A 14,836-nucleotide genomic window follows, 5' to 3' on the forward strand; every position below is an offset into this window, starting at 1 on the left:
GACGAGTGCAGCCCCACACAACGAGGTACTGACCACGACATGACATCCCCCCGACGCGGCTCCGCCGGACGCGGCCGCCCCGACGGCCCGAACGACCGTGCCCAGGGCCGATCCGGTCGTGACGACCGCCAGGGACCGCGGGCTGGCGGTCGGGCAGGTGGGACGGGTCGCCGCGCCGCCGGCGGGGAGGGGCGGCCACGCAGTGGCGGGAGCTTCGACCGGTCCGTCGGCCGGGACGACCGTGGCGGCGACTCCGCTCCGGGCCGCGGGGCAGGTGGCGGCCGGACCGGGCGGACCGGGCAGGGCGACCGGTTCGGCGGCGACCCGGGTGGACGCGCCGAGCGGCCCGCACCCGGCGGACGGTCCGGCGGGGACTGGCGTGATCGCCGCCCCGGTGGCAGTCAGGCCGGGCGGACCGAGCGTCCTGCGTACGGGGAGAGGTCTGGCGGGGACTGGCGCGACCGCCGTCCGGGCGGGGACCGCCCGTCGGGCGACTGGCGCGACCGCCGGCCCACGGGTCAGCGAGCAGCCGCGGACCGGCAGGGTCACGGTGCTCCACGGAGTGACGGTGAACGGTCCGACCGGCGGCCGTCCGGCGGATCCGGTGGGGGTTGGCGCGACCGGCCTCCCGGCGGGGACCGCCCGTCGGGCGACTGGCGCGATCGGCGCCCGTCGGGAGATCGGGACACAGGATGGCGCGAGCGGCGACCCGGCGCGGAGCGTCCCGCCGCGGGGCGGTCGTCCGCCGCTCGGGACGACAGGGCTCCACGCGGTGACCGGACCGGACAGGACCGGCGATCGCGACCTCAGGACGCCGACCAGCGCCCTGCCCGTGAGAGCTGGCGCGACCGTCGTCCGCAGGGGGACCGTCCGGCCCGCAGCGGGGGACAGCGTCCCGACGCGCGTGACCGGCGCCCCGAGGGAGGTGGCGCCCGCCCCCAGCGCAGTGGCGCCGGACGTCCGGACCGCGCCGCCGGCGGGGACTGGCGGGAACGCCGTCCCGCGGCCGACCGGGGAGCACGGGTCGACCGGACGCCGCCGGTGGCGCCCGGACCCGAACTGCCGGACTGGGCCGACCCGCGCGAACTCGACCCGTCCGTACGGTCGGCCCTGCGCGGCCTGGACGCCCGCAACGCCGAGCGGGTGGCCCGCCACCTCGTCGCCGCGGGGGCCCTGGTCGACGATGATCCCGAGCAGGCACTGGCGCACGCCCGCGCGGCCCGCGACCGGGCCTCCCGGATCGCCGTCGTGCGTGAGGCGGTCGGTGTCGCGGCCTACCACGCGGGCGACTACGCCGAGGCGTCCCGGGAGCTGCGTGCGTACCGCCGGATGAGCGGCGATGCCGGGTACCGGGCGGTCCTGGCCGACTGCGAACGGGCGCAGGGCCGTCCCGAGGTGGCGCTGCGCCTGGTGCGTGAGGCCCTCGCCGAGGCGCCCGACGCCGAGGAGACGGTCGAGCTGCAGCTGGTCGAGGCCGGTGCCCGTCAGGACCTCGGTGAGGTCCCCGCGGCGCGCCTGGTGCTCGAGGCGGCGCTCGGCGGTCGTCCGGCCCCCACCGGCGTGGATCTCACCGACGAGGGCACGCGACGCCTCGCATCGGGCTACGCCGACCTGCTGACCGCCACCGGCGACCCGGCGGCCGGTGTGTGGCGCGATGCGGTCGCCGCTGCCTCGGCCGAGGAGGACGAGGACGTCGCCTTCGGCGAGGAGGACCTGCCGGTCCCCCCTCCGGACACGACGGAGGCCGAGAGGCCCGCCGGCGGGACCGACGAGGGCACCGACGTCACCGAGGCCGACGACCCGCACCGGACCGGCGACGTCCGTGACGCCGACGGCACCGGCGAGGCGGACGGCCACGACGGCACCGACGTCACCCTGACCGACGACGTCACCCTGACCGACGACGTCACCCTGACCGACGACGTCGCCGAGGCGGGCGGCCCCGACTTCGACGCCGACGTCGAGCGGGAGGTCGCCGAGCTGCTCGGCGAGGTCGAGCCGGACGACGACCCCGGGCACTGACCCCTGACAGGAGCGGCCGTGCCGTCCACACCAGCGGTCCCGGTCCACAGCCGGGTCCGACGGGCTCCGGACGGCGCGGCGCCCGGTCAGGCTCCCGTCATGAGCGTGGCAGTGATCGACCGGAACGACGTGGTGCTCCGCGGGAGGCTGTCGGCCCCGGCGGAGCAGAGGACCCTGCCCAGCGGGGACCAGCTGGTGACCTTCCGCCTGGTGGTGCGCCGGCCCGAGCCCCGGGTGCGCGGCTCGTCGGTCGACGTGCTGACCTGCGTCACCTACGACCGGGCGCTGCAGCGGCGCGTCGCGGCCTGGGAGACCGGTGACGTGGTCGAGGTGGAGGGCGCGCTGCAGCGCCGGTTCTGGCGCACCCCGAACGGGACCGCCTCGGTGTGCGAGGTCAACTGCCGGCGCGGCCGCAAAGTGCCGAGGAGCTCGGCGGGCGGCTCCGCCCGCACCGCGTGAACGGCGGCCAGGTCCGTGGCTGAGGACGGGCGGCCGTGCTCAGCCGGCGTGCGGGCGCAGCACCAGGCCGGTGCGCGGCTTGGGCACGAACAGCGTCGACTTGCGCGGCATGCGGGCGCCGGCGCGGGCCACCGCGGCGACGTCGGCCGGGGACGGTGGTCGCAGCAGCAGGGCGACGCCCGCGCGCTCGCCGGCGAGCCGGAGCGCCTCGGACACGTCGTGCGCGACCAGCAGGGACGCCGGGTCGTCCGACCGTCCCCAGAGCCCGGTGACCAGCCCGGTGGTGGCCAGGACGACGTCCAGCCGCCGCCAGGCCGCGGGCGCCTCGGCCGGGACCGTGGCGCGGACCTCGGGCGTCGGGTCGCTCAGCCGCAGCAACCGCCGCCCGTCGGTGAGCAGGTAGTCCCCGTCACCGGAGGCGGCCCGCAGAGCGGTGACGGCCGCGGCGAGGGCGTCCGGGCCGCCGGATCGGGGGAGCTCCGTGACCGTGAAGCCCCGGGCGGCCACCGCCGCGGCGTCGTCGAGCGACAGGTCCGGCAGCACCCGGTGGATCGCCTCGACCCGCAGCCCCCCGGTGCCCATGGGGGTGAGCAGCGCCAGCACGCGGCAGTCACCCGCGGGGTGGGTGCGGTGCAGCGCCTGGGCAGCGGCGAAGCGGTGGTGGCCGTCGGCGATGACCGCGCCCGTGCGCCCGAGCGCCTCGGTCAAGCGCCGCAGCACGTCGCCGTCGGTCACCCGCCACAGCCGGTGGCGGACACCGTCGGGATCGGCGACCTCCATCGCGGGCGCGCCCCCGAGGGCGGTCCGGGTGAGGTCGACGACCTCCGGCTCCGGATCGTGCGCCAGCACGATCGGCTCCAGGTCGGTGGCCGTGGCCGCCAGCAGCGCCCGCCGACCCTCCACGGCCGCCGGGAACGTGTCCTCGTGCGGCAGCACCGCCCGGCCGCCGGCGACCGAGACCGCACCGAGCCAGCCGACCGTGGGCGACCCCTCGGCCGGCTGCATCTCGTACAGCCAGAACGCCGGGACCTCGTCGCGGACGAGGACCCCGGCGTCCTCCCACTCGTGCAGGGTGCGGGATGCGCGGACGGCCTGTCCGTCACCGTCCCCGACCGGGGGGGCGGCGCCGTCGGGTGCCCCGGCGCTACCGGGACCGGACGTGCCGCCCGGCAGGATGAGGCGGACGATGTTGTGCGGGTCGGCGGCAGCCAGGCGGTCACGACCGTCCGGGGTCACCAGGTCGTAGGCTGGCGAACTCACCCGGGCCAGGTGCCCGGGGTCGCAGTGTGCGTAGGTCAGGGCGCGGAAGGGCCGGACGTCCAGTCCCGTCGCTGCGGGGTGCGGGGGTCCCGCCGACGACGTGTGCACGACGGGATCGTAGGAGCCGTCCGTCGCGGTGTGCCGCCCCGACCGGCCCGGGCGCCGGGGCCGCTCGGCGTGCCGGACGTGCACGGCGGTCAGAGGAGCGGGAGGACAGCGGTGTCGACAGCAGGGACCCCGCCGGGAGGCACCACGGACGAGGGTGCACCCGGGGGCGGTGTGTACGAGTGGTACCGGCGGGGCCTGGACCTGCTGGCCAGCGGCGACCCGGCGGCCGCGGCGACCCTGCTCGCGCGCGCGGCGGAGGCCGAGCCGGGGTCCCGCAGTGTGCTGGAGGCCCTCGCCCGCGCCCAGTACGACACCGGCCGCTACGACGAGGCCATCGACAGCTTCACCGAGCTGACCGCGGTCAACCCCACCGACGACTACGCCCAGTTCGGCCTCGGCATGGCCGCCAGCAGGGCCGGGCAGCTGGACCTGGCGGCCGAGCACCTGGCGCTGGCGGTGGCGATGCGTCCCGACCTCGGGCACTACGCGCGCGCCCTCCGGGGGGTCCGGGCCCGGCGCGCCGCCGGACCGGGGCCGGCGTGAGCACCGGCCCCGCGTCCGGGGCCGCGAGCGGGCCGGACCGCCCGCGCCTCGCGGCCGGCTGCGACCGTCCCCCCGCCGAGGTCCACGACGTCGCGCTGCTCGACCTCGACGGCGTCGTCTACGTCGGACCCGACGCGGTGCCGGGCGTCCCGGAGGCCCTGGCAGCGGCCCGGGCGGCGGGCATGCGTCTGGGCTTCGTCACCAACAACGCGGCCCGCCCGCCGGAGGAGGTCGCGCACCACCTCACCGACCTCGGCGTGCCCGCGCGACCCGAGGAGGTCATCACGAGCTCGCAGGCGGCGGCGTCGGTGGTGGCCGGGATGCTCGGCGAGGGTGCGCGCGTGCTGCCGGTGGGCGGCCCGGGCGTGGCCACGGCGTTGCGTGCGGCGGGCCTGACCGTCGTGCACCGCGCCGAGGACGACCCCGCCGCGGTCGTGCAGGGGTACGGCCGGGAGGTCGGCTGGGCGCAGCTGGCCGAGGCCGTCGTCGCCGTCCGCAACGGCGCCCGGCACGTGGCCACCAACGCCGATGCCACGATCCCCTCCCCCCGGGGGCCGCTGCCGGGCAACGGCGCGATGGTCGGCGTGGTCCGGGACGTCACCGGCCGCCAGCCGCTGATCACCGGGAAGCCGGAACCGGCGATGCACGCCGAGTGCGTCCGGCGGACCGGCGCCGAGCGGCCTGTGGTCGTCGGCGACCGGCTGGACACCGACATCGAGGGCAGTCACCGTGCGGGGGCGGCGAGCCTGCTGGTGTTCAGCGGTGTCTGCGACCCGGCCACGCTGCTCGCCGCCGGCCCCCTGCACCGGCCCGACCTGCTCGCGGCGGACGCGGCCGGGCTGCTCGTGCCGCACCCTCCGGTCGTCCGCGACGGTGCGGGCTGGCGGTGCGGCCGCTGGCTGGCGACCGCCGACGGCACCGGCCCGCTGGAGGTGGTGGCCGGGGACGGCCCGCTGGACGACGGTGTCCCGGGGGACGGCGACGGGCTCGACGGTCTGCGCGCGCTGTGCCTGGCGTCCTGGACACGGGCGCCCGGGGGTGCTCCCGCGCGCGTGCGGGCCCGTGACGAGGAGGCCCGGACCGCCCTCGCCGGCTGGGGGCTGGCGGAGCCGTGACGCCGGGCGGCGCGGAGAGCGCTGGTCGTGCGGCAGCCCGAGCGGGGCGACCGCGTCGGAGGGGCGAGCGCAACCGCAGCACGTCGCGCGACCCGATCCCCACGCACACGCGGCCCGAGGCCCGGGACCAGCCGGCCGCGGACCACCCGGCCCGGGTCGGTCAGCCGGCAGGACCGCGAGCGGTCCCGGCCGCCGGCAGCCGGCCGCGCGGCGCAGCGCCTCATGGCCTGCTCCAGGGCCGAGCCGCGCTGCCCCCCGACGCCACGGCAGCGGGCCTCCCGGGGGTTCGGCCATGAGGCCGGACGGCGGGTGGGACGGGCGCCGCGACCGGGTCCGCGCGGAGCGGCCCGGGGGGTCACCGGTGCCGTCCGTGCACCCGTCGGTGTCGTCCCCGGCCGGTACCCTCGCGGGCCGGAGGGATCGCAGTCCACCGCCTCTCCGCCACGCTGGTGCCGCCCGCCCGGCGACCCCGTCCCGCTCCTCGTCCGCTCCCATCTCCGTCCCGCTCCCCGTCCGAGAGGTGCGTGTCATGACCGAGCCGAGCCGACCGCGTCCGGTCCCCGGCCCGCCGCGGCCCGGTCCCGCCGGGCTGCCGGCGACCGGTGGGGAAGTGGCGGGCTCCGCGGCGACGGGTGCCGTGCGGCCCGCGGTCCCCGAGGACCCCGCGGGCGCGGCGCCCGCGGGTGCCGGCGACGGTGCCGCGAGTGAGGGTGCCGGCAGCCCGTACGCCGGGCTCGCCGGGCGTCCGGTGTCGGACCACGTCGCCGTCTTCGAGGCCGAGCACGACCGTCTGCAGCGCGAGCTCGCCACGATCGACCAGCTCTGATGGCCCGTCGCAGCCGGCTGGACGCCGAACTCGTGCGCCGCGGCCTGGCGCGTTCCCGCGAGCACGCCGTCGAGCTGATCGCCGAGGGCCGGGTGGCCGTGTCAGGCCAGGCGGCCACCAAGCCGGCGACCGGCGTGGACGCCGGCACACCGGTGGTCGTCCGCACCGACCCCGACGAGCACCGCTGGGTCTCCCGTGGCGCACACAAGCTGCTCGGTGCCCTGGAGGCGTTCCCGGTGCCGGTCGAGGGCCGCCGCGCGCTGGACGCCGGCGCCTCCACCGGCGGCTTCACCGAGGTGCTGCTCACCCGCGGCGCGCGCGAGGTCGTGGCCGTCGACGTCGGCTACGGCGAGCTGGCCTGGTCGCTGCGCACCGACGAGCGGGTGCGGGTGCACGAGCGCACCAACGTCCGGGCGCTGACCCCCGAGCAGATCGACGGGCCGGCCGACCTGGTCGTCGCCGACCTCTCGTTCATCTCCCTGCGGCTGGTGCTGCCCGCGCTGACCGCCTGCGCCACCGACGGCGCCGACCTGTTGCCCATGGTCAAGCCGCAGTTCGAGGTCGGCCGCGAGCGCCTGGGTGCCGGCGGCGTCGTCCGCGACCTGGCCGCCCGCGCGGCCGCCGTCCTGGAGGTGGCCACCGCCGCCGCCGACCTGGGCTGGGGGACCGCCGGCGTCGTCGCCAGCCCGCTGCCCGGCCCGGCCGGCAACGTCGAGTTCTTCCTGTGGCTGCGGCGCGACGCCGGCCGGCCCCAGGAGGCCGACGTCCTGCGTGCCGTCGAGGAAGGACCGCGGTGAGCGCCACCCGACCCGCCACGGCGCCGGTGCCGTCGCAGGGGCACGCTGGGGACCGACGGCGTCCCACGATGCGCAGCAGCGAGGAGGACCGATGAGCGAGGCCGGCCAGTCCGAGTGGCGCCCCGGCGGCGGGCGGCACGTGCTGTTGGCGGTGCACACCGGGCGGCAGGACATCGTCGAGCTGGCCCGCAGCTCGGCCGCGCGGCTCGCGCGCGCCGGCATCACCGTGCGGGTGCTGGCCGACGAGGCGTCCGAGCTGCGGATCGAGGGGGCCGAGGTCGTCCCCACCGACGCCGAGGCCGCCCGCGGCGCCGAGATCGTCATGGTCTTCGGCGGCGACGGCACCTTCCTGCGCGCCGCCGAGCTCGCCCGCTACAGCCACGCCGCGCTCATGGGGGTCAACCTCGGCCGTGTCGGCTTCCTCGCCGAGACCGAGCCCGAGGCGGTCGAGGAGACGCTGACGGCCATCGAGCGCTGCGAGTACTCGGTGGAGAAGCGCCTGGCCATCGAGGTCGACGTCCTCGACGCGGCCGGCGGCGTCGTCGGCGGCACGTGGGCGCTCAACGAGGTCTCGGTGGAGAAGGCCGAGCGGTCGCGCGTGCTCGACGTCGTCATCGCCGTCGACGGCCGACCGCTGACCAGCTTCGGCTGCGACGGCCTGCTCTTCGCCACCCCCACCGGCTCGACCGCCTACGCCTTCTCCGCGGGCGGCCCGGTGCTGTGGCCCGACGTCGAGGCGCTGCTGCTGGTCCCGTCCAACGCCCACGCCCTGTTCGCCCGGCCGCTGGTCACCTCGCCGGACTCGGTGCTGTCGGTGGCCATCCCGCCCGACGGCAACCGCGCCCGGGTCTCCGCCGACGGCCGGCGCGCCCTCGACGTCCCGGACGGCGGCCGCGTCGACGTGCGCCGCGCCGCCCGGCCGCTGCGCATCGCACGGGTGCACGCGGGCGCCTTCGGCGACCGGCTCGTGGCCAAGTTCGGCTTGCCGGTGCGCGGGTTCCGCGACGCCCGGCGGCACGACCCGGGTCACGAGCTGCGGCCCTCCCGCAACGTGCTGATGCGCGACGTCGTCTCGCTGCCCGGCCCGGACGGCGCGGCCGCACCGACCCGGGAGGAGGTGCGCGGTGGCACCGCGGACCCCGACGCGTGAGCGCAGCGGCCGCAGCCGCCGCACCACCACCGCCCCGCCCGAGGAGGCCGCCCGGCACTCCGGGGCCCAGGACACCGGGGCCCAGGACACCGGGGCCCAGGACACCGGGGCCCAGGACACCGGGGCTCCCGACGCCGCGCCGGCTGCGGTCGCCGTCGACGGCGGCGTGCCCGCTCGGCGCACGTCCGGCGACGGTCCGGGCCGGGGCCGGCTCACCGAGCTGCGCATCCGCGGGCTCGGCGCCATCGACGACGTCACCCTCGAGCTCGGCCGCGGCCTGACCGTGGTCACCGGCGAGACCGGCGCCGGCAAGACGATGGTGGTGACCGGGCTGACGCTGCTCTTCGGCGGCCGCGCCGACCCCGGCCGGGTGCGCGCCACCGGCCGGGCCGGCGTGGAGGGCCGCCTGGAGCTCCCGCCGGACTCCCCGGTGTGGGAGCGCGCCGCCGACGCCGGCGCGGAGCCCGACGACGACGGCAGCCTCATCCTCGCCCGCACGGTCAGCGCCGAGGGGCGGTCGCGAGCGCACCTCGGCGGGCGCAGCGTGCCGGTCGGTGTGGTGTCCGAGCTGGCCGAGGGGCTGCTGGCGGTGCACGGGCAGAGCGACCAGCTGCGGCTGTCCCGCCCGGCCGAGCAGCGGCACGCGCTGGACCGCTACGCCGGCACCGGCCACCTGCAGCTGCTCGAGACCTACCGCGCCGCCTACGCCCGGTGGCGGGAGATGGCCGCCGACCTCGACCGCCGGCGCGGCCAGGTCCGCGAGCTGGCGCAGGCGGCCGAGGTGCTGCGGCACGGTCTGGAGGAGATCGAGGGCCTCGCGCCCGAGCCCGGCGAGGACGAGGCGCTCGACGCCCAGGCCAAGCGGCTGGGCGACGCCGACGCGCTGCGCGCCGCCGTCGACGAGGCGCGGATGGCACTGGTGGGCGACGTCACCGGCGACCTCGGCGCCGAGGGGCTGCCGCAGGACGCCACCGCGGCCCTGGCCGGTGCGGAGCGGGCGCTGGCGAACACCGACGACCCCGCGCTGGTGTTGCTGGCCCGCGACCTCGCCGACGCCGTCGCCGTGGTGTCGGACGTGTCGGTGCAGCTGGCCGGGTACGTCGCCGACCTCGACGCCGACCCCGGGCGGCTGGCCGAGGTGCTCGACCGGCGCGCGGCGATCACCGCCCTGGTGCGCAAGTACGCCGATCCGGGGGAGGGGCTGGCCGGGGTGCTGGCCTGGGCCGACGACGCCCGGCGGAAGCTCGAGGCGCTCGACGTCTCCGACGAGGCGCTCGAGGCGCTCGAGGCCGCCCGCGACACCGCCCGGGCCGAGGTCGACGACCTGGGGGCGCGGGTGTCGGCCGGGCGCCGCGCCGCCGCCGACGGCTTCGCCGCGGAGGTGGGCCGGGAGCTGGCCGGCCTGGCGATGAAGAGCGCCCGGGTGTCCTTCTCGATCGACAGCCACCCCGACGAGCCCGGCCCCGACGGCGTCGACGAGGTCGCGCTGCTCATGGCCGCGCACCCCGGTGCCCCGCCGCGGCCGGTGCACCGCGGCGCCTCCGGCGGTGAGCTCTCGCGGGTCATGCTGGCCATCGAGGTCGTGTTCGCCGGCGCCGACCCGGTGCCGGTGATGGTGTTCGACGAGGTCGACGCCGGCGTGGGCGGCCAGGCGGCCGGTGAGATCGGCCGGCGGCTGGCCCGGCTGGCGCGCGAGCACCAGGTCGTCGTCGTCACCCACCTCGCGCAGGTGGCCGCGTTCGCCGACACCCACCTCGTCGTCGACAAGTCCCCCGACGCCGCCGCCGGGGTCACCGCCACCGACATCCGCGCCGTCGACGGCGAGGACCGGATCCGCGAGCTGGCCCGCATGCTCTCCGGCCTCGCCGACAGCGACACCGGCCAGGCGCACGCGCGGGAGCTCATCGCCGTCGCCGCCGCGGCGCAGGGGGACTGAGCCGCGCGCAGGGACCGGGCCAGGGCCGGGCGGGAGCGCCCGGCGGCCCTGGCGACGGTCGCGGCGCGGCGGCCGAAGGATGGCACACGACCGGGTGGTGGAACGCAGGAGTGTGGATCACCCCGGACGGGTAGCCCGACCTCGTGCGTGCGCCGAAGCCGACCCCGAACCCGTCCCGCCCGGCCGCCCGGTCCCACCGTGCCGGGGGCGAGCGATGAGCTGTTTCGACTCCGCCGACGAGTCGGCGCACTACGGGTTCTCCGTCTGCATGCTCCTGCAGCAGTACCGCGAGCAGCTGGGGTGGGAGTCCGCCCCGGTCGTCGAGCTGGGCACCGGTGACGCCTCGGCCATCGCCGACGTCGTCGCGGGGCTGCCGGGCCTGCGCGTGCACAGCTACGACATCAGCGCCGACTCCGTGCAGAGCGCCCGAGCCAACATCGCCGAGCGCGGCGTGTCCGACCGCTACACCGTCGAGCTCGGCGACTTCTTCGACCAGGCCGACGCGGTGGGCGGCGAGCCGGTGACCACGGCGATCGCCAACCCGCCCTACATCCCGGCGCCCGATCGGGACATCCTCATGCCCGAGCTGTGGGGCGGGGTGCGCGGCAACGACCTGACGCTGCAGCTGCTCAAGGCCGGCTACGACAACGTGATCACCGCCGTCGCGAGCTACGCCGACCCGGTCACCACGCTGTCGACGGCGGCCGACCTCGGCTACCGGGTGGTCAACTTCCTGGCGATGGGACTGGACTACGGCCCCTACAGCAGGGAGCCCAAGGTGCGCGAGCACATCCGGCGGCTCGTCGCCGAGGGCCGCGGCTGGGCCGGCGACGACGAGTACATGGTCGCCGTGGCGCTGCTGACGCGGGACCCCGCGATCCCCGGCGACCGTGCCGACCAGCTGCTGCACGCACTGCAGCTGGAGGTCTGAGCCCCGCGTCAGCCGAGGGGCACGCAGAGCGCCGACGCGTCATCGGCGCAGGCGCCCGACGCCACGGTGACCCCGTCCCACGGACCCGTGGCGTTCGAGCCGGCCTCGTTGCGGAGCCGGGCCAGCCGCACCACCAGGTCGCTCGTCGGCGCCGCGTCCCGGGCGACGACGTACACGACCACGGTGGCCGCGCCGCCCACCCCCGGGCTCGGGTGCCGGCGGGGTGGTCGGGATCGGCGTGTACGTGACCGCGGCCGGCTCGTCGGGCGTCGCCAGGCCGGTGAGGAAGCCGCAACCGGACGACGACGCCCCGACGGCGGCCGCGCAGGTGAGGACCGCCATCCGCTTCGGGGTGATCACGGAGCGGGAGACTGCCAGAGCCGGTTCGCCCGCGGGAGCAGCCGGACGGGTGGACCCGAGGTGTCGTCCGGGAGGGCGAGGGGTCAGCGCCGCTTGGCGTACCCCGCGAGCCCGAACTGCAGCAGCGACAGGCCGCGCCGCCCCGCCGCCCGCAGCTCCGCGGCGAGGTCCGGTCCGGTGACGCCGGCCAGCACCCGGTCGCGGGCGAGCTCCAGCAGCCGGCCGTAGAGGGCGGTGACGGCCGAGGCGGTCAGCTCGGGCTCCACCGCCCCGGCCGGCGCGCCGGTCTCCTCGCGGATCTGCGCGGCCAGCGCGGTGGTGAGCTCACCGAGGATCTCCCGCTCGCGCACCTGCAGCGTCCGCGAGCCGCGCACCACCCGGGCCATCGCCGCCACACCCTCGGCGGCCTCCGGCACCCCCAGCTGCGTCATCGCCGAGACGAGGAAGGTCCCCGCGGCCGCGGCCACCGACTCGCCGGCCGGCCGTGCGGCGACGGCGCCCAGCAGGGCGGCGCGCATCGGTGGGTCGGTGGACAGGACCAGCCCCTCCTTGACGGGGAAGTGGTTGAACACCGTCTTCTCCACGACGCCGGCGCGCTGGGCGATCTCGACGACGCTGACGGCGTCGAAGCCGCGTTCGGCGAACAGCTGGGCGGCCGCCTCGACGATCCGGTCGCGGGTCTCCAGTCGGCGCTGCTCGCGCACCCCGGCGCCCCGGCGCCGGCGGGGAGCCCGCTCGCCGGGAGCCGGCTCACCAGCGGTGGGCGACCCGGCAGCGGCCGGCTCGGCGACGGGCGGCTCGGCGGTAGCGGGCGGCTCGGGCAACGGCTCGGGCGGCTCGGGCGGCGGTGCGGCAGGCGTGGCGGCGACGGGCGCGGGTGCGGCCGACGGCGGGAGGACGGGTGCCGGAACGGCGCCGCCGGGCACCGCGCGCATCACCGGCGGCAGGAGGGGCGTCCGCGCGTCGTCCGCGGCCCCGGGCGGGATCGCCGGGACGCTGGCAGCTGGAGCCCCACGTGTCACGGGACGACGCTAGACAGCGGACCTGGGAGTCCCGGCGCGGCAGCTGGGGCAGGTGCGCCGGGCGTGTCGCCCTGTCCGTGGTGTCGGACACTCTCCGTGACCAGGTGGTCGCCGATGCGCGTCGGACGGCAGCCCTCCGAGGGCCCCGTGGGAGCATGCGTCAATGCGCATCGGCACCCTGCGACGGAGCCGGGCCCAGGAGACCGAACCGGGTGTGAGCGGCACCGTCCGGCTGGACCGTCGCACCAAGAACCTCACCAAGCGCCTGCGGCCCGGCGACATCGCCGTCATCGACCACGTCGACATCGACCGGGTCAGCGCCGACTCACTGGTCGCCGCCGGCGTCGGCGCCGTGATCAACGTCGCGCCGAGCATCTCCGGCCGCTACCCCAACCTGGGCCCGGAGATCCTCACCACCGCGGGCATCCCCCTGGTCGACGGCGTCGGCAAGGACGTGTTCGGCGCGCTCAAGGAGGGCGTGCACGTCCGCGTCGAGGCCAACCGGCTGTTCACCGCCGACGGCCAGGTCGTCGCCGAGGGCACCGAGCAGACGCCGGACTCCGTCGCCGCCGCCATGACCGAGGCCAAGGCCGGCCTGTCCACGCAGTTGGAGGCCTTCGCCACCAACACGATGGAGTACATGAAGCGCGAGCGCGCGCTGCTGCTCGACGGCGTGGGCGTGCCCGACGTGACCACGTCGATCGAGGGCCGGCACGTGCTGGTCGTCGTCCGCGGCTACGACTACAAGGAGGACCTGCAGGCCCTGCGGTCCTACATCCGTGACTACCGGCCGGTCCTCATCGGCGTCGACGGTGGGGCGGACGCGCTGGTCGAGGCCGGCTACCAGCCGGACATGATCATCGGCGACATGGACTCGGTCAGCGACCACGTCCTCAAGAGCGGTGCCGAGGTCGTCGTGCACGCCTACGCCGACGGCCGCGCCCCCGGTCTCCAGCGGGTCCAGGACCTCGGCGTGGACGCGATCACCTTCCCGGCCGCGGCCACCAGCGAGGACATCGCGATGCTGCTGGCCGACGAGAAGGGCGCCAAGCTCATCGTCGCCGTCGGCACGCACGCCACGCTGGTGGAATTCCTCGACAAGGGCCGCGGTGGCATGGCCTCGACGTTCCTCACCCGGCTGCGGCTGGGCGGCAAGCTGGTCGACGCCAAGGGCGTGAGCCGGCTCTACCGCAGCCGCATCTCCGGCGTCGCGCTGGTCGTGCTCGTCCTCGCCGCGCTGCTGGCGATCATGGTCGCCGTGGCCGTCACCACCGCCGGGCGCATCTACCTCGACCTGCTGGTCGACCAATGGGACAGCTTCGTGTTCTGGCTGGAGAACCTCTTCTCGTGATCGACTTCCGCTACCACCTGGTCTCGCTGATCGCGGTGTTCCTCGCGATCGCCCTCGGCCTGGTCATCGGCGCGACCCAGCTGTCCGGGCCGCTGCTGGACAACCTGCAGGGCCAGGTGACCGCGCTGCAGGAGGACAAGCGGGCCCTGGAGACCCGGACGCAGGACCTGCAGGCCCAGGCGGACACGAGCAACGCCTTCGAGTCCGCCGTCGCCCCGGTTCTGGTGCAGGGCACCCTCGCCGACCGCAGCGTGCTGCTCGTGCTGGCCTCCGAGGACGTCACCACCGACACCGTCGAGGAGGTCACCGCGCTGGTGACCGAGGCCGGCGGCACGGTCGACGGGCAGATCACGATCCAGTCCGAGTACAGCGACCCGGCCAGCGAGGCGGGCCTGCAGAGCTACGTCACCGGCCCGGGCCGTCCGACCGGCGTGCAGCTGCCCGAGACCGACGACACCGGCCAGCTCGTCGGCGCGCTGCTGGCCCAGGTGCTGATGGTCCCGGCCGACCCGGCCGCGCCCGCCCCCGACCCCGCCGCCGTCTCCACGGTCTTCGCCGGGCTCTCCACGCTCGACGTGGTCTCGCAGGACTCCGACGCCGTGACGCCGGCCGACTTCGCCGTCGTGCTCACCGCCGGTGCCCCGGACGCCGAGGAGGCCGCCGACCGGACCGACTCCCTCGTCGACCTGGTCACCGCGCTGGACGCCGCGGGCTCGGGCGCCGTCGTCGCCGGGGACGCCGAGTCGGCGGGGGAGACCGGTCTGGTCGGCGTCGTCCGTGCCGACCCGCAGGTCTCCGCGGCGGTCTCCACCGTCGACAACGTGACCAGCCCCGCCGGCCAGATCAGCACCGTGCTGGCGCTGGGCCGCGAGGGCGAGGGCACCTCGGGCAAGTACGGCACCGGCGAGGACGCCCAGCCGGTGCCGCCGGTGCCCGCCGCCACCCCGTGACCACCG

The 14,836-nt window shown here is 77.2% G+C and carries 14 protein-coding genes; 11 read left to right on the forward strand and 3 right to left on the reverse strand.

What is annotated here, in order from left to right:
• Positions 1 to 1,041 precede the first annotated feature (1,041 nt).
• Positions 1,042 to 2,022: a tol-pal system YbgF family protein gene (locus ABQ292_RS23460; RefSeq protein ID WP_369210122.1), complete on the forward strand. Its 981-nt coding sequence runs from the start codon at positions 1,042 to 1,044 to the stop codon at positions 2,020 to 2,022.
• Between the two features lie 99 nt (positions 2,023 to 2,121).
• Positions 2,122 to 2,481, forward strand: a complete 360-nt coding sequence (locus ABQ292_RS23465) for a single-stranded DNA-binding protein (RefSeq protein ID WP_369210123.1) — start codon at positions 2,122 to 2,124, stop codon at positions 2,479 to 2,481.
• Positions 2,482 to 2,520: 39 nt separating this feature from the next.
• On the opposite strand, the gene ABQ292_RS23470 is transcribed toward ABQ292_RS23465, so the two are convergent.
• Positions 2,521 to 3,849, reverse strand: coding sequence for a DUF1015 domain-containing protein (locus tag ABQ292_RS23470; RefSeq protein WP_369210124.1), 1,329 nt, complete (start codon positions 3,847 to 3,849; stop codon positions 2,521 to 2,523).
• A 171-nt stretch (positions 3,850 to 4,020) separates the two neighbouring features.
• Here ABQ292_RS23470 and ABQ292_RS23475 point away from each other — a divergent pair, with 171 nt between their 5' ends.
• The 7 genes from ABQ292_RS23475 to ABQ292_RS23505 all read left to right on the forward strand — a co-directional run bounded on the left by ABQ292_RS23475 (position 4,021) and on the right by ABQ292_RS23505 (position 11,147).
• A complete protein-coding gene (locus ABQ292_RS23475; protein ID WP_369210125.1) occupies positions 4,021 to 4,392 on the forward strand; it encodes a tetratricopeptide repeat protein in 372 nt (123 codons plus the stop codon).
• A complete protein-coding gene (locus ABQ292_RS23480) occupies positions 4,389 to 5,507 on the forward strand; it encodes an HAD-IIA family hydrolase (protein WP_369210126.1) in 1,119 nt (372 codons plus the stop codon). The genes ABQ292_RS23475 and ABQ292_RS23480 overlap by 4 nt, the downstream gene beginning before the upstream one ends.
• A gap of 529 nt (positions 5,508 to 6,036) precedes the next feature.
• Entirely contained in the window at positions 6,037 to 6,333 is a 297-nt protein-coding gene (locus tag ABQ292_RS23485) for a hypothetical protein (RefSeq protein WP_369210127.1), read from the forward strand.
• Positions 6,333 to 7,130: a TlyA family RNA methyltransferase gene (locus tag ABQ292_RS23490; protein ID WP_369210128.1), complete on the forward strand. Its 798-nt coding sequence runs from the start codon at positions 6,333 to 6,335 to the stop codon at positions 7,128 to 7,130. The genes ABQ292_RS23485 and ABQ292_RS23490 overlap by 1 nt, the downstream gene beginning before the upstream one ends.
• A 91-nt stretch (positions 7,131 to 7,221) precedes the next feature.
• Positions 7,222 to 8,280 carry an NAD kinase gene (locus ABQ292_RS23495; protein WP_369210129.1) on the forward strand — a complete coding sequence of 353 codons (1,059 nt, stop codon included), beginning with the start codon at positions 7,222 to 7,224 and terminating at the stop codon, positions 8,278 to 8,280.
• Complete coding sequence (gene recN / locus ABQ292_RS23500; protein ID WP_369210130.1) at positions 8,255 to 10,216, forward strand: DNA repair protein RecN; 1,962 nt, start codon at positions 8,255 to 8,257, stop codon at positions 10,214 to 10,216. The genes ABQ292_RS23495 and recN overlap by 26 nt, the downstream gene beginning before the upstream one ends.
• Positions 10,217 to 10,430: 214 nt before the next feature.
• Complete coding sequence (locus ABQ292_RS23505) at positions 10,431 to 11,147, forward strand: class I SAM-dependent methyltransferase (protein ID WP_369210131.1); 717 nt, start codon at positions 10,431 to 10,433, stop codon at positions 11,145 to 11,147.
• Between the two features lie 8 nt (positions 11,148 to 11,155).
• Here ABQ292_RS23505 and ABQ292_RS23510 read toward each other — a convergent pair whose 3' ends face one another.
• Both ABQ292_RS23510 and ABQ292_RS23515 read right to left on the reverse strand, forming a co-directional pair.
• Positions 11,156 to 11,323 (reverse strand): hypothetical protein, encoded by a 168-nt coding sequence (locus ABQ292_RS23510; protein WP_369210132.1) that lies wholly within the window; start codon positions 11,321 to 11,323, stop codon positions 11,156 to 11,158.
• Between the two features lie 267 nt (positions 11,324 to 11,590).
• A complete protein-coding gene (locus ABQ292_RS23515) occupies positions 11,591 to 12,529 on the reverse strand; it encodes a TetR/AcrR family transcriptional regulator (protein WP_369210133.1) in 939 nt (312 codons plus the stop codon).
• A gap of 214 nt (positions 12,530 to 12,743) precedes the next feature.
• Between ABQ292_RS23515 and steA the strand changes: the two genes are divergently transcribed.
• Positions 12,744 to 13,880: a putative cytokinetic ring protein SteA gene (steA, locus tag ABQ292_RS23520; protein WP_369210134.1), complete on the forward strand. Its 1,137-nt coding sequence runs from the start codon at positions 12,744 to 12,746 to the stop codon at positions 13,878 to 13,880.
• Complete coding sequence (locus ABQ292_RS23525) at positions 13,877 to 14,830, forward strand: copper transporter (protein WP_369210135.1); 954 nt, start codon at positions 13,877 to 13,879, stop codon at positions 14,828 to 14,830. Before steA ends, ABQ292_RS23525 begins: the two co-directional genes overlap by 4 nt.
• Positions 14,831 to 14,836: the final 6 nt, after the last annotated feature.

The sequence above is a fragment of the Geodermatophilus maliterrae genome, assembly GCF_041018925.1.
Lineage (GTDB): Bacteria > Actinomycetota > Actinomycetes > Mycobacteriales > Geodermatophilaceae > Geodermatophilus > Geodermatophilus maliterrae.

Bases quoted from the DNA above. Each gene is read 5' to 3' on its own strand.
- ABQ292_RS23490 (WP_369210128.1), top strand. From the start codon at position 6,333: ATGGCCCGTCGCAGCCGGCTGGACGCCGAACTCGTGCGCCGCGGCCTG.
- ABQ292_RS23495 (WP_369210129.1), top strand. From the start codon at position 7,222: ATGAGCGAGGCCGGCCAGTCCGAGTGGCGCCCCGGCGGCGGGCGGCAC.
- ABQ292_RS23485 (WP_369210127.1), top strand. From the start codon at position 6,037: ATGACCGAGCCGAGCCGACCGCGTCCGGTCCCCGGCCCGCCGCGGCCC.
- ABQ292_RS23465 (WP_369210123.1), top strand. From the start codon at position 2,122: ATGAGCGTGGCAGTGATCGACCGGAACGACGTGGTGCTCCGCGGGAGG.
- ABQ292_RS23505 (WP_369210131.1), top strand. From the start codon at position 10,431: ATGAGCTGTTTCGACTCCGCCGACGAGTCGGCGCACTACGGGTTCTCC.